The 14,238-nt window shown below is 33.4% G+C and carries 13 protein-coding genes; 10 read left to right on the top strand and 3 right to left on the bottom strand.

From position 1 onward, the window contains the following. The first annotated feature begins 17 nt into the window (after positions 1 to 17). From DMB68_RS09045 to DMB68_RS09015, 6 genes are all read left to right on the top strand, one after another. The gene (locus DMB68_RS09045; protein WP_110346276.1) at positions 18 to 878 is read left to right on the top strand and encodes a zinc-binding metallopeptidase; all 861 of its coding nucleotides are present in this window, start codon (positions 18 to 20) and stop codon (positions 876 to 878) included. A gap of 32 nt (positions 879 to 910) precedes the next feature. Next, the gene (locus DMB68_RS09040) at positions 911 to 2,269 is read left to right on the top strand and encodes a DUF4302 domain-containing protein (RefSeq protein ID WP_110346275.1); all 1,359 of its coding nucleotides are present in this window, start codon (positions 911 to 913) and stop codon (positions 2,267 to 2,269) included. A 626-nt stretch (positions 2,270 to 2,895) separates the two neighbouring features. Continuing rightward, complete coding sequence (gene fabG / locus DMB68_RS09030) at positions 2,896 to 3,642, top strand: 3-oxoacyl-[acyl-carrier-protein] reductase (protein WP_110346273.1); 747 nt, start codon at positions 2,896 to 2,898, stop codon at positions 3,640 to 3,642. A 78-nt stretch (positions 3,643 to 3,720) separates the two neighbouring features. After that, the gene (locus DMB68_RS09025) at positions 3,721 to 5,748 is read left to right on the top strand and encodes a hypothetical protein (protein ID WP_110346272.1); all 2,028 of its coding nucleotides are present in this window, start codon (positions 3,721 to 3,723) and stop codon (positions 5,746 to 5,748) included. Between the two features lie 124 nt (positions 5,749 to 5,872). Continuing rightward, entirely contained in the window at positions 5,873 to 6,769 is an 897-nt protein-coding gene (locus DMB68_RS09020; protein WP_110346271.1) for a LysR family transcriptional regulator, read from the top strand. Positions 6,770 to 6,843: 74 nt separating this feature from the next. Then, complete coding sequence (locus tag DMB68_RS09015) at positions 6,844 to 7,809, top strand: YeiH family protein (protein ID WP_110346270.1); 966 nt, start codon at positions 6,844 to 6,846, stop codon at positions 7,807 to 7,809. 3 nt (positions 7,810 to 7,812) lie between these two features. Here the strand turns inward: DMB68_RS09015 and DMB68_RS09010 are convergent, their stop codons facing one another. After that, positions 7,813 to 8,769 carry a hypothetical protein gene (locus DMB68_RS09010; protein WP_110346269.1) on the bottom strand — a complete coding sequence of 319 codons (957 nt, stop codon included), beginning with the start codon at positions 8,767 to 8,769 and terminating at the stop codon, positions 7,813 to 7,815. A 182-nt stretch (positions 8,770 to 8,951) separates the two neighbouring features. Between DMB68_RS09010 and DMB68_RS09005 the strand changes: the two genes are divergently transcribed. Further along, a complete protein-coding gene (locus DMB68_RS09005) occupies positions 8,952 to 9,953 on the top strand; it encodes a zinc dependent phospholipase C family protein (RefSeq protein ID WP_110346268.1) in 1,002 nt (333 codons plus the stop codon). A gap of 58 nt (positions 9,954 to 10,011) precedes the next feature. Here the strand turns inward: DMB68_RS09005 and DMB68_RS09000 are convergent, their stop codons facing one another. Further along, on the bottom strand, positions 10,012 to 10,644 hold the full coding sequence (locus tag DMB68_RS09000) for an MCP four helix bundle domain-containing protein (protein WP_110346267.1): 633 nt from the start codon (positions 10,642 to 10,644) through the stop codon (positions 10,012 to 10,014). An 18-nt stretch (positions 10,645 to 10,662) separates the two neighbouring features. After that, positions 10,663 to 10,854, bottom strand: a complete 192-nt coding sequence (locus DMB68_RS08995; protein ID WP_110346266.1) for a hypothetical protein — start codon at positions 10,852 to 10,854, stop codon at positions 10,663 to 10,665. Positions 10,855 to 10,939: 85 nt separating this feature from the next. Between DMB68_RS08995 and DMB68_RS08990 the strand changes: the two genes are divergently transcribed. The 3 genes from DMB68_RS08990 (at position 10,940) to hisG (ending at position 14,162) form a co-directional block, all read left to right on the top strand. Beyond that, entirely contained in the window at positions 10,940 to 11,602 is a 663-nt protein-coding gene (locus DMB68_RS08990) for a response regulator transcription factor (RefSeq protein WP_110346265.1), read from the top strand. A gap of 2 nt (positions 11,603 to 11,604) precedes the next feature. Next, entirely contained in the window at positions 11,605 to 13,008 is a 1,404-nt protein-coding gene (locus DMB68_RS08985) for a HAMP domain-containing sensor histidine kinase (RefSeq protein WP_110346264.1), read from the top strand. A gap of 296 nt (positions 13,009 to 13,304) precedes the next feature. After that, a complete protein-coding gene (gene hisG / locus DMB68_RS08980; protein ID WP_110346263.1) occupies positions 13,305 to 14,162 on the top strand; it encodes an ATP phosphoribosyltransferase in 858 nt (285 codons plus the stop codon). The last annotated feature ends 76 nt before the right edge of the window (positions 14,163 to 14,238 follow it).

Below are 14,238 nucleotides of genomic sequence, written 5' to 3'. Positions count from 1 at the left end.
ATCAAAATTAAAGTATTATGAAAATAGTAGAAAAATACAGAATAATAGTTTTGCTTGCAGGTGTTTTGTTTTTTGGGGCATGTGCACAGGAAGAATCATTGACAGACAGTCAGTTAGATTACACAGTTCCGGAAAAAACTGCATTAGATAATTGGATAGAAGCAAATTATTTAGATCCTTATAATATTAATGCACAATATAAATGGAATCAAAATACTGTAGACAATACCAGATTTTTGTTTCCGCCAATGGTTGATAAAGTTCAGCCAGCTTTAGATGTCGTTAAGCAAATATGGTTAGATAGCTATAGTGCAGTTGGTGGTAGTGATTTTGTAAAAATAATTGCTCCGAGAGAAATAGTTCTGGTAGGGGGAGTGAATTCAAATTCGAACGGAACCAGAACGTTAGGAATTGCAGATTCCGGACAAAGGATAACGCTGTTTGAAGTCGATTATTTAAACACAAAAAACCGCGCTAATGTAACAGAATTTATTCATACCATTCAACATGAATATGTTCATATTTTAAACCAAAATAAATCATTTGATAAGCAGACATGGCAAAAGATATCTCCAGGAGATTACACAGGAACCTGGCATTTAGAAAACCTTACCGTTTCAAGAAATCTGGGCTTTGTAACAAATTATGCCCGAAATAATATTACTGAAGATTTTGCAGAAACAGCTTCTATAATATTAACAAGTTCAAAAGCTGAATATGCAGCTCTTCTTGCAAGTATTACTGATCCTATCGGAAAAGCAAAACTTAAACAAAAAGAAGCTATAGTGGTGCAGTACTACAAAGACGCCTTCAATATAGATTTTTATGCTTTAAGGGATGCTGCCGAGATAAACACGAATAAGGTTATAAATAATTAATTGTCATCAACATATAATTTAATATAGATATTATGAAACTAAAAAATATATTCAGGTATTTAATGATGGCCTTGCTTGTGGTGCATTTAAGTGCTTGTAACAGCGATACAGATGCCGAGCAAAAATTTGATGTAACCCCAACCGAGCGATTAAATGCTCAGAAAAAAGAACTGAATGACTTGCTGCTGTCATCAGAGCAGGGATGGAAAGCAGTGTATTTTACAGATGATACCCAATTAGGCGGTTTTACACACTTATTTAAATTTTTACCGGGTAAAAAAGTGGAAATGGCATCAGATTTTGATGATGATACAGAAAAATATACCAGTGATTATGATGTAGTTTTAGGCAGTACTGTAAGTGTGTTATTTAATACGTTTAACAGAATACATCTTTTATCAGACTCAGACAATTACCCTACTGCCGCTTTAAGAGGAAAAGGGTATTTAGGTGATTTTCAGTTCCTGTATTATGGTCAGGAAAACGGTGATATCATTTTTAAAAGCAACAGGTTGGTACGAGAAGTTCGTTTTGTTAAAGCCACAGCCCAGGATTGGGTGGATTTGGAAAAGAATTTAGAGATGGAAGAAAAGGTTATTGGCGAAGACACACGACCACTTTTTAGATTTTTAGAAACCAATGATGGAACCACAGCTAAAAAATATGATTTTTCTTTTTCATCAGTTACAAGGTTCTCAAATTCAGAAGCTATAGATAATTCGGGAGAAGTGATCAGTATGGGAATTGGATATACACCAACCGGAATTGTGGTTAGTCCTGCTATAGAAGTTAAAGGTCAGAAACTGACTAACTTCTTGTATAATGATGCTGATGGGAGTTTCACAGCAACAGGAACTGCAGGAGTTTCAGCATCGATTAAATATAGTAATGCGCCATTAGTATTAACAGATGATTATAAACTGTTATTGCCAGGAAGCGGAAATAATGTATACGGGTACATTTATAATTTAACAAAATTTGAAGGAGCAAATTCTGCATTATTTTTGTCTTTATTAGGGAATTCAGAACAGGCTGCAGGTGCCATGCTGACAAGAGTGCAGCTGTGGTTTAATAATGCTGATGGAACTAATTATATCGAATACAGATTTGGAGATGCAACAGGAGCAACGATAGCGAGAAGATATCATTACTTTACCTTGACTGCAAATGCTACTAATAAAACAGTTACATTTACTCCAGGTGTTTGGAAATCAAGTACTGCTGTAGGGGCTCCAGCAATAGCAACACCATCTTTCTTAAAAAATCTTGATGATCAGTTTATGAACCCTCAAGGTTTGTATTTTGCAGAAATATCTGGTTTAGGTTATAAGGCTTATACTTTTACAAGTACAACAACTCCTTTTAGAATGGTTGCGTACTCATTCCAATAATAAACGTTTAGTTTTAATTTTTTATTTTGAAGAAAGAGCAGCTCAGACTGAGCTGCTTTTTTAATAAGTATGAATAATTTTAAATTTTAAAATAATGATAAAAAATATATCACACCAATGAATATCGCTCTCTTTTTGTGGGGCTTGATTCTCGTAACGATATCGTTATTATATCCTGAATACACAAGATATTATTTGTATCTCTCCATAATTGTAATTATTCCGACAGCAATTATTAGCCTTATAAAACAAAGAAAGGAAGATAAGCTTAATGGTACAAAAGAGTTTCAATCATCAATTTATAGAATGCTGTTTTTGGTAGTAATACTTGGAGTTTTCTTTTTCATTACTAAGATGAATTATATATAAGTTTTTATTTTATTTAGAAGAAAAGCAGTTCACTTTGAACTGCTTTTTGTTTTTCCCCGGGTTTAGGATGATTTTTTTTATAATATTAAAAGGTTATTACAATTGTTATTTTTTTAAAAAAGGAATTGTTCTATATTTGACAAGTCGTTTTTAGCCCTGATAGAAGTGGAAATCCTTTTGTGTTTTTCTTTAAAACAGAAAAGATTGCAACGGATAGCAGGATTAGCTACAAATAATTATTAAAATTAATTTTGAATATGAAATTACTAGAAGGAAAAGTAGCCATCATTACAGGCGCGAGCCGTGGAATTGGTAAAGGAATTGCCGAAGTTTTTGCTAAACATGGTGCCAATGTGGCCTTTACATACAGTTCATCTGTAGCATCAGCTCAGGCTTTGGAAGCAGAATTGAACGGTTTGGGAGTAAAAGCAAAAGGTTACCAGTCGAATGCAGCAGATTTTAATGAAGCGCAGACTTTTGTGGATGCTGTTTTAGCAGATTTTGGAACAGTTGATATTTTGATTAACAATGCCGGTATTACAAAAGATAACCTGTTGATGCGTATGTCTGAAGCTGATTTTGATCAGGTTATTGATGTCAATCTGAAATCGGTTTTTAATATGACAAAAGCAATTCAGAAGACTTTCTTAAAACAACGTGCAGGTTCTATTGTGAATATTAGTTCTGTGGTTGGAGTTTCAGGAAATGCGGGACAAACGAATTACGCTGCTTCAAAAGCAGGTGCAATTGGTTTTACAAAATCAGTAGCTTTAGAGTTAGGTTCACGTAATATACGTTGCAACGCAATCGCTCCGGGATTCATTGAAACAGAGATGACGGCAAAATTACCGGAAGATGTAGTAAAAGGATGGAGAGACGGAATTCCGTTGAAACGTGGTGGAACTACTGAAGATGTTGCCAATGCATGTCTTTACCTGGCTTCAGATTTGAGCGCTTATGTTACCGGACAGGTACTTAATGTTTGCGGAGGAATGCTTACTTAATAAGTTGATTGTTGATGGTTTGTTGTTATTGTTCAGAACCAAAAACTATAAACTAACAACTATAAACTAAATAAATATATGACTACAAACACGATTCTATTATTACTACTTTCTTTAGTAATAGCTGGTGGATTGTCGTATTTTCAATATTTTTATAAAGCCAAAAACCATTCGAATGTGAATGTGTTTTTGGCTTTTTTGCGTTTTTTGGTCATCTTCGGATTATTGGTTTTACTGATTAATCCTGTAATGACTAAGAATTCGTTGGAAATTACTAAAACGCCTTTGGCAATTGCGGTTGATAATTCGAGTTCTATTACGGCTTTAAAATCCGATAAAAAGACAGTTGAATTATATCAGAAGTTAATTTCAAACCCCGCCCTTCAGGATAAGTTTGAAATCCAGTCGTATCAATTTGATGCCGATTTCAAACCTTCGGACAAGTTTGATTTCAAAGGAAAACAAACCAATCTGGATGAGGTTGCAAAGAATTTAAAAAGCATCAACAAAAACCTGATTTTTCCAACTGTTATCATTACCGACGGAAATCAGACTACAGGAAACGATTATGTATATCGTTTTGATCCTGTCAATAAAGTGTATCCTTTGGTTGTGGGAGATATAACCACTTTTTTTGATTTAAAAATCAATCAGTTAAACGTAAACAAATACGCTTTTCATAAAAATAAATTCCCGGTTGAAGTTTTTCTGCAATATGCAGGTACTAAAGCGGTTAACGCAGATTTTACAATCTCGCAGGGAAATTCAGTCTTAGCCAGAGAAAAAGTTTCTTTTTCCACTTCTAAAAAAACAGCTTCTCTAAACATATTGTTGCCAGCTGATAAAGTTGGGCTGCAGATTTTCAGGGCTACTATTTCTTCTAATGTAAAAGAGAAAAACAGTTACAACAACATCAAGAACTTTGCAGTTGAAGTAATCGATCAAAAATCAACGATTGCGATAGTTTCCTCTATAAATCATCCTGATATTGGAGCGCTGAAACGTTCTATTGAAACAAACGCACAGCGAAAAGTGATTTTAGCAAAGCCAAATGAACTCGATAAGTTAAATGATGTATCAGTTTTGGTTTTGTATCAGCCCAATAGTGCTTTTAAACCTATTTTTGACAACAACAAATTAGCCGGAACCAATACTTTTATTATTACGGGAACCAATACCGATTTCAATTACTTAAACCAAAAACAGAATAATCTGGTTTTTAAAATGAGTAATCAGAGAGAAGATTATTTAACCGAATTTCAGTCGCAGTTTAATTTGTTTGCGTTAGAAAATATTGGTTTTGAAAATTTTCCTCCGCTTCAAAATCTCTTCGGAAATATCACAGTTAACGGAAATGTATCGGTTTTACTTTCATCAAAAATCAGAAACGTTTCTACAAACGCACCTTTATTAGCTTTCGCTGAAAATCAAAACAAACGTACCGCTTTTCTGTTAGGAGAAAATAGCTGGAAATGGCGTCTGCAAAGTCATATCGACAATCAGTCATTCGAAAAATATGATGTTTTTGTAGATAAGATCATTCAGTTTTTAGCAACATCGGCTTCAAAAAAATCATTGGTCGTAACTAATGAAAGTTTTTATAATTCAGGAGAAGCCATTGTAATCAATGCGCAATATTTCAATAAAAACTATGAGTTTGACGAAAAAGCCAGATTAACGATCACGGTTACAAATGCCGAAACGAAGCAAAGCAAAAACTACGATTTGCTAAAAGGAAACAATTCTTTCTCTGCCAATTTAGATGGTCTTGGTGCCGGAAAATATAGTTTTACAGTAAAAGAATTAAATAGCAATACGTCGTATTCAAGTCATTTTGAGATTTTGGATTTTGATATCGAAAAACAATTTGTAAATCCGGATGTTCAAAAACTAAAACAATTGGCTTTACAAACTAATGGAAAAGCATTTTTCGAAAATCAGGCAGATGATTTGATTCAGACACTTTTAGAAAACAAAGAATACAAATCAATAGAGAAAAACATTTCAATTAAAACACCTTTAATTGACTGGATTTGGTTATTGGTTTTTATCGCTGCTTTATTGACTACGGAATGGTTTGTTAGGAAGTATAATGGGATGTTGTAGTTTATATTTATTTTATCTCAGGGAAAACTTTGCGAAAGCTCAGTGAATCTCTGTAAAATAATTATACCACAAAGTTTCTCAAAGATTTCACAGAGATTCGCAAAGAATTTAAAAATAATTAATCATGGACTTCAGGCTAAAAGTATTTTACACCGTTGCACTCCGCCTTAATTTTACTAAAGCGGCAACAGAATTGTACATTACCCAGCCAGCTGTTTCCAAGCATATTCAGGAACTCGAAGAAACGTATAAAACCAAGCTTTTTGAACGTAACGGTTCTAAAATTGCTTTAACTCCGGCAGGAAAAATTCTTTTAGAGCATACCAAAAATATCTTCGAAATTTATCGCGAAATCGACTTTGATATGAGTTCGTTTCGTAACGAACGTCAGGGATTACTGCGATTAGGTTCAAGTACGACCATTTCACAATATATTATTTCGCCTGTTTTAGCAAGGTTTCATCAAAAACAGCAGGATATCAAAGTCAATTTGCTGAATGGAAATACTGAACAGATTGAAAATGCCTTAATTAACAAAGAAATCGAAATCGGAATTGTAGAAGGACAATCTAAAAATCAGTCCATTAAATATGTTCCGTTTATAAAAGACGAACTGGTTTTGGTCTGCAATACTCAAAATCCTTTAGTAAAGCAAAACGAAATTTCACTGGAAGATTTAAAAACCATGAAATTCATCACACGAGAACGTGGTTCCGGAACACTAGAAGTTATTGAATATGCTTTGAAACAGGTAGGTGTAAAATTATCCGATCTGCAAATCGAAATGCAGTTGGGTAGCACGGAAAGCATCAAATCGTATCTGCTTAATTCAGATTGTTTTGCTTTCATGTCAATACATGCAGTAGGCAAGGAGCTTAAAAATAATGAATTGATAGTTTTGGATGTTGAAAATTTAACGATCGAAAGATACTTTTACATTATTACATTACTAGGAAAATCCGATGCTTTATCTGAATTATTTATTCAAAATATTGCTTCTTATTATAACCTGAAGTTATAGACCATTGTATTTTACGATTGGCTAATTCCATATAAAGGGCAGAACTTTGCAGGGTAAATATTAAGTACCCTATTTTGAAAACACAACAACATACAGCGTCCCATTTATTTGAAGTTAATCTTTTTCTTCAGCAGCTTATTTTTGGAGCAGTAATCATTTTGTGTCTGTTTTCAATAATTTCGCCGCCAATTGCTTTGTTATTGGGAGTTTTGATTGTAAATGTTTTTGGGAATCCATTTATAGCATTCAATCATAAAGCGATTACCTTTTTATTGCAGTTTTCTGTAGTTGGTCTAGGTTTTGGAATGAATGCTTCATCAGCAATTTCAGCAGGAAAAGAAGGCTTTTTACTAACTGTCCTGTCTATTTTCAGTACATTAATTTTCGGTACACTTTTAGGGAAATGGCTTAAAACCGATAAAAAAACATCACACTTAATTTCATGTGGAACTGCAATCTGTGGCGGAAGTGCCATTGCTGCTATTTCGCCAACAATTAAATCAAGCGAAAATCAGACTTCGATAGCTTTGGGTGTGATTTTTATTCTAAACTCAGTTGCCTTATTTGTATTTCCGTTCATTGGTCATCAGCTTGATTTATCTCAAAAGGATTTTGGATTATGGTGTGCCATTGCGATTCATGACACAAGTTCGGTAGTAGGAGCAGCCAATAAATATGGTGCCGAAGCCTTGCAGATTGCTACAACTGTAAAACTCGCAAGAGCGTTATGGATTATTCCGATTTCGATTGTAACCGCAATTATTTTTAAAAATAAAAACTCAAAAATCAAGATTCCGTACTTTATTGGATTGTTTGTTTTAGCAATGCTATTGAATTCTTACGTGCCTCAAATAGCCATTTTTACCCCAAATATTGTGGGAATTGCCAAAATCGGTTTAACAATAACGTTGTTTTTGATCGGAGCAACTCTAAATAGTAATGCTTTAAAATCAGTAGGAGTAAGGCCTTTATTGCAGGGCGTTTTCCTTTGGGTATTTATTGCGGGTTTAGCTTTGGTGTCAATTCTTTATTTGAAATAATTTTTATTTAATATTAGAAAATTTCACAACAGGTTTACCAACGACAGTATACCATTTGCCATCAAATGAAAGACGTTTTTCAATTGTAAAATTAAATTGCTTTTTTGTTTTCACCATTTCGCTTAACTCCTTTGGCATATCCACTTCAAAGTCATCCTCAGTTCCTTTGGCTTTTTTATAGAAACCTCTGGTTGTAATAGCAAAGTCCCTGAAAAACTTTTTCTTGCCATCATTCACAACTTTGTATGTACTTGACCATTCGGTACTTCCTTCAGCATTATTAGAAAGTCTGTAATCTCCCAGTTCCATCAAAGTCTGGTATTTTCCGTTAAAACCTACAATGAGATAAAGGTATGCGTTATACGGACCACCTGCACCACCATTGGCATGTATCAGCGAAAAAGCGTATTGATCTTCGCCAATTTCTACCAATTTCAAAGCAGGTATATGAGAGAAAGCACCAAACGCAGCAATTGCAGGTTGATACGACTTCATTTCCCAGATATTTCCATTTTTAGAAAATTTGGCTAATCCTAAAAGCCCTCCGCTAAAACGCCCTGTCTGCGATCCGTCGGCATCATAAACAGAATGATTAAAAACCAACATTTTGAATTGATTTCCTTTTGAATCCGAATAACTGATTGTGGTATCAAGTCGTGTTGCAACACCTTCCGAATAAGGAAATAATGGATCTTCTTCAACGCCATTAACATCTGTGTAGACTGAGGGTTTACAAGTGTTGCATTTCCAGCTTATAAAAGTGTTGTAGGATGATTTCTTGTATAGTCTTCCGGGAAATAATTGCTGCATTGTTTTTACTCCATTCAGAGGATCTGGTACGGTCAATACTCGTTTGGAATTTAAAATGGTGTCGCTAACATTTTTTAATTGTACAATGTCATCTTGTGCTGAACAGATAGAAATGAAAAGAAAGACAATACTCGAATAAATCAGGCGCATATATTTAATTTTTAAAGTAAAAATAGTACAAACTTTTGAAAAAAAATCTCAAAGCAGGTTTAATGCAAACTTGTTGGTAAATTAGAGATAAAGCTGAGTAAAATTAAATTAACATAATATTAATTGGTATTCTTTTGAATTATCTTTAAATGAAATAAATTTGTAGTTCAAATAAAATTCAAATGAAAAACTTTAAAATGAAACCAAAACTAATAGCTTTTTTCGCAGTTATTATTGGTTTTTTGACCTTATCATGGGGAATCGTAGGACACGAACGTATCAATAAAGCAGCAGTAATGGCTTTACCACAACAGTTACAAGTCTTTTTTTACAATCATATCGATTTTATTACACAGGAAGCTTCTGTTCCGGATATTCGTAAATATGCTTTAAAATATAAAGACGAAAACCCAAGACATTATATTGATTTGGAAAATTTCAAAACTTCTGTTGATAGTCTGCCTAAAACATTAGAAGAAGCAACTAAAAAATACGATGCTAAATTCCTGAATGATAACGGAATTTTACCTTGGTTCATCGAAGACATAATGGCTAAGTTAACTAAAGCCTTCAAAGAAAAAAACAGAGCTGAAATTTTATTCCTTGCCGCAGATTTAGGACATTATATCGGCGATGCACACATGCCTTTGCATACTTCTGCCAATCACGACGGACAATTGACGGATCAAAAAGGGATTCATTCACTTTGGGAAAGCAGATTGCCTGAGTTATTCGTTAAAAATTATAAATTAAATGTACCCGAAGCGCACTATTATGAAGATATTCATAAAGCAACCTGGGACATGATCAAAGATACACACAGTCTGGTTCAGCCTCTATTAGCGGTTGATAAAAAATTAAGATCAACAACTCCGGAAAATCAGGTTTTTGTTGTAGATGCTGAGGGAAAAATCGTGAAGAGCAAATACAATTCGGCTAAATTCTCAGATGAGTATGCTGTAAAGTTGCATGCCGAATTAAACGGAATGGTCGAAAATCAAATGAAAAAAGCCATCACAGCAACTGCCAGCTTTTGGTACACAGCCTGGGTAAATGCCGGAAAACCCGATTTAAGTGATTTAGATTCGAAAGAACTTACCAAGCGCAACAGTAAAGCTTTAAAAGAAGATTTGAAATTATTTCAGAAAGGAAATCTCTTCGGAATGCAGAATCAAAACGATTAATTTTTTCAACTACAATATTCAAAAGCCTGTGAAGTACTATTTCACAGGCTTTCGTTTTTTAATTAAGACTCGGCGATCCCGGAATTTTGATGTTTCTTCTTGGCTTTTTTATAAGCAATAAATAAAAAGTAATGCCGCCCAAAACAAATAACAAAGCTATCTCAAGCTGTCCGAGTGTGTTATTACCACTGTGCATCGCATTGGCGCTGGCCAGTTTTGCTTTGCCTTCTTTTACCTGAATTTCAGAAAGCTGATTCAGTGTATTTAAGGCTTTATCACACAATGGTACAATATGATTCCAGTTTTTATTCTGAACATCTTTATTGATTGCTGAACAGGAAGCCAGAAAACTGTCAAAATGAATTTTCTCTTTTGGCGTCAGCACAGTTTTAAAATACAAGGCATCAATAGTGTGAATTATTTTCAGAGAACTTTTTATTTCTTCATTTTTTGTAAAATCATTTAAATTCTCTTTTTGTGCTTCTGTCTTTATGTAATGAAGTTCATTCGCATATTGAAAAATATAATACCCCACAACCAGTCTGTCGTTATAAATTGTATTGATATTTTCATTGACATTTTCAGAATTCCGCAGCGTATTAAAATTGCTCAGTACGATGATCAGCATCACAATCAGTAAAACAAAAGCGGCTTTGGCCTTGTTGCTGTATTTTTTTAAAGTGTTCCTCATTATAAAAAGCTCTTTCTCTCAAAGATAAGAATTTGCCTTAGAAATATAAAGAATTGTAGAATAGTAAATTATAGTCGTTGAATAGATTTTTTTAGGAGCTGTTTCCTGCTGTCCGCTGTATTCCCGACAAATAAAAACTACGGCTAAAAAGCCTTGTTTTTCTAAATCGGGAGATGCCGCTTCCATCAGGGCTAGGGCTGTAGGTTTCATAAGATGATTAATGAAAAAAAATTATCTTTGAAAAAAATAATAACTATAAAAGCCTAAAAATTAATCTTAATTACAAACAGTAGCAATGCATATTTTAATAGTAGAAGATGAGTTAGGAATTGTTCAGTTTTTGCAGCAGGGACTTCAGGAAGAAGGATATCAGATAACCACTGCAAATGACGGTTTAAAAGGTTTTGAATTAACCCAAAGCCAGCAATTTGATTTGATTTTACTGGATTGGATGCTGCCTAAAATCAGCGGTATAGATCTTTGTAAAGCCATCAGAATTAAAAATCATACAACTCCCATTATTTTTTTGACTGCAAAAGATACCGTAAAAGAAACCATAGAAGGTTTAAAAGCCGGGGCTAACGATTATATCAAAAAGCCATTTAGTTTTGAAGAATTAGTAGAACGGATCAAAGTTCATTTTAGGTATCAAAAAGGTTCAGAAACATTGTCGTTAGGAACTATTACAATTGATTTGTCGAAATATATCGTTTTAAAAAATGATGAAGAAATTGCACTCACACAAAGAGAATTTGAATTGTTGGTTTATTTAATTAGAAATAAAGGAAAAGTGTGTACCCGTAATGAGATTTTAAAAGACGTCTGGAATATCAGTTTTGAATATGATACCGGTGTTATTGATGTTTTTATTAATGCCATCAGAAAAAAACTGAATTTAAAAATTGAAGAAGATTATATAAAAACGATACGCGGAGTAGGTTACATTGCTAACGATTAAAAATGAAACAGCTTTCCTTTAAAAACAGAATAGCCTTAAACTATATCATCACAACAGGTTTGCTGATTCTGGTGGTATTTTCAGCAATTTATTCCACAGTAAAATTTACTGTTTACAAGCATCTTGATGAAAATTTAATGATTGAAATTGAGGATCATTTAAAGGAAATTAAAGTCGAGAACAATGTCGTTATTTTAATGGATGCTGAAGAGTGGGAAGAACGGGAACACAATTCTGTAGATGTAAATCCGGTTTTTGTCCAGTTTTTGGATTTAAATAAAAAAGTGATTGAAAAATCCCCTAATTTAAAGAATGAAGTTCTTGTGTTTCATGATAGTGCAGAGCATTTTAAAATGTTCGATGCAGATTTATTAGGCAGTACTGTCAGGCAGATTCAGGTACCGCTGCATATTAAATCAAAAAAAATCGGCTATCTGATAATTGCAATGCCATTGACAGATTCGGCAAAAGTTTTAAATAACCTTTTTGAAACTCTGTTAATAGCATTTCCTATAATTTTAGTAGTACTGTTTTTAATTGCAAGATTTTTTGCCGGACGAAGCATAAAACCCATAAATGCAATTACTGATATATCGGGAATGATTACAAAGGACAATCTGAAAATGAGAATTCCTTTGCCTAAACAACGTGATGAATTGCACACCCTTTCTGAAACCATTAACAGCTTATTAAACCGTATAGAAGATGCGGTAGAACGTGAAAAACAATTCACATCCGATGCTTCTCATGAACTAAGAACACCTCTAACGGTGATTAAGGGAACGCTTGAAGTACTGATTAGAAAGCCACGGGATAATAAAGAATACGAAGAAAAAATAAATTACTGCATCAACGAAGTAGATCATTTAAATATGTTGGTTGATCAGCTTTTAATGCTGGCCCGGTTTGAGAATCAGAGACAAAATATCCTGCCGGAATCGGTTTATCTAAATGCTGTAGTTTTAGATGTCATCAATTTAAATTCAGGAAGAATAAACAGTAAAAATCTCAATATGAAATTTGAGGCTGAAGAAGATTATTACATCAACTCGGATAATTATCTTGTGGTAACGATTTTTAGGAATATTATTTCGAATGCTGTCAAATATTCCAATCATGGTGGCGAAGTTTCTGTTTTTCTTTCTAAAGAAAACAATAAAATAAACTGTAAAATTTCGGACAATGGAATCGGAATTAAAAAAAGCGATTTAGAAGCTGTTTTTAATCCTTTTTTCAGATCAAACTCATCAGGACATCCTGAGATTAAAGGAACGGGATTAGGATTGTCTATCGTAAAACGTTTTACGAAACTGCTGAATATTCAATTTCATATAGAAAGCAAAATAAATATAGGAACCACAGTAATTTTAGAATTTAACGAAGAAACAAACACATTGCAATTGTAAAAATGTACTGAAATAAGGTTTGTGATCTTTTTTTTAACAATAAACTATAGTTAAGTTAAATTAAAAATTGCTTTTTTATGAAATTAACCTGTATATTTGCAACCGAATCAAAGAATAACAACCAACAATGTTTATAAACCAATTACATCATCATCATTTTCATAATTGCTCTCAGGCGATGTGTTAATGGTATGAATGTAAATCATCATATTTTAAAACCCGTTTGAGTACTTCAAACGGGTTTTTTATTACCTATTCTTTGTACTCAAACTATTAATTAAACAAAAAAAAGAAAAATGAGTACTTTAAAAATTGCAATTCAAAAATCAGGTCGTTTAAATGAAGACAGCATTCAGATCCTTAAAGACTGCGGCATTTCAATCAACAACGGAATCGATCAGTTAAAAGCCGAAGCTTCAAATTTTCCTCTTGAAGTTTTATATTTAAGAAATTCTGATATTCCGCAATATTTAATTGATGGAGTGGTAGATTTAGCAATTGTTGGCGATAATCTTTTGGTAGAAAAAGGAAAAGGTATTGAAGTAGTTCAGAAATTAGGATTTTCAAAATGTAAAGTTTCTGTAGCGGTTCCTAAAACTTTTGAATATAATTCGATTCAGGATTTAGCTGGTTTGCGAGTTGCGACTTCTTATCCAAATACAGTTAATGAATATTTCGGTTCATTCGGATTAACAGTAGATATTCACCAGATTTCAGGTTCAGTAGAAATTGCACCTAATATTGGCCTTGCCGATGCAATTGTTGATATTGTTTCAAGCGGAAGTACTTTATTTAAAAATAATTTGAAAGAAGTTGAGGTAATTTTGAAAAGTGAAGCAGTTTTAGCTGTTTCCCCAAAAGTTTCTCCGGAAATTCAAAAACACATCGATACCTTAAAATTCAGAATCCAGTCGGTTTTAAGAGCACGTAATTCAAAATACATTTTAATGAATGTGCCAAACGAAAAAATTGATGAAATTGGCAGAATTTTGCCTGTTTTACGTAGTCTTACCGTTTTGCCATTGGCTCAGGAAGGATGGAGCAGTGTTCACTCTGTAATCGATAAAGATACTTTTTGGGACGTAATCGATCAGTTGAAAGAAGCTGGAGCAGAAGGAATTTTGGTTTGCCCAATTGAGAAAATGGTTCTTTAGGACTTAGTCCGCTATAGGCTTTAGGCAATACGCTTTAAGCCAAAAAAACATAAAGTTAATAAAGCTTATTGCGTAC

The organism is Flavobacterium hydrophilum, from assembly GCF_003202405.1.
Taxonomy (GTDB): Bacteria; Bacteroidota; Bacteroidia; order Flavobacteriales; family Flavobacteriaceae; genus Flavobacterium; species Flavobacterium hydrophilum.
The sequence above is the reverse complement of the archived record's forward strand: the minus strand, read 5'-3'. Positions and strand labels throughout refer to the sequence as shown.

Bases quoted from the DNA above. Each gene is read 5' to 3' on its own strand.
- DMB68_RS09010 (WP_110346269.1), bottom strand. From the start codon at position 8,769: ATGCGCCTGATTTATTCGAGTATTGTCTTTCTTTTCATTTCTATCTGT.
- DMB68_RS09045 (WP_110346276.1), top strand. From the start codon at position 18: ATGAAAATAGTAGAAAAATACAGAATAATAGTTTTGCTTGCAGGTGTT.
- DMB68_RS09025 (WP_110346272.1), top strand. From the start codon at position 3,721: ATGACTACAAACACGATTCTATTATTACTACTTTCTTTAGTAATAGCT.
- fabG (WP_110346273.1), top strand. From the start codon at position 2,896: ATGAAATTACTAGAAGGAAAAGTAGCCATCATTACAGGCGCGAGCCGT.
- DMB68_RS08995 (WP_110346266.1), bottom strand. From the start codon at position 10,854: ATGAAACCTACAGCCCTAGCCCTGATGGAAGCGGCATCTCCCGATTTA.
- DMB68_RS08990 (WP_110346265.1), top strand. From the start codon at position 10,940: ATGCATATTTTAATAGTAGAAGATGAGTTAGGAATTGTTCAGTTTTTG.
- hisG (WP_110346263.1), top strand. From the start codon at position 13,305: ATGAGTACTTTAAAAATTGCAATTCAAAAATCAGGTCGTTTAAATGAA.
- DMB68_RS09040 (WP_110346275.1), top strand. From the start codon at position 911: ATGAAACTAAAAAATATATTCAGGTATTTAATGATGGCCTTGCTTGTG.
- DMB68_RS08985 (WP_110346264.1), top strand. From the start codon at position 11,605: ATGAAACAGCTTTCCTTTAAAAACAGAATAGCCTTAAACTATATCATC.
- DMB68_RS09000 (WP_110346267.1), bottom strand. From the start codon at position 10,644: ATGAGGAACACTTTAAAAAAATACAGCAACAAGGCCAAAGCCGCTTTT.
- DMB68_RS09020 (WP_110346271.1), top strand. From the start codon at position 5,873: ATGGACTTCAGGCTAAAAGTATTTTACACCGTTGCACTCCGCCTTAAT.
- DMB68_RS09005 (WP_110346268.1), top strand. From the start codon at position 8,952: ATGAAAAACTTTAAAATGAAACCAAAACTAATAGCTTTTTTCGCAGTT.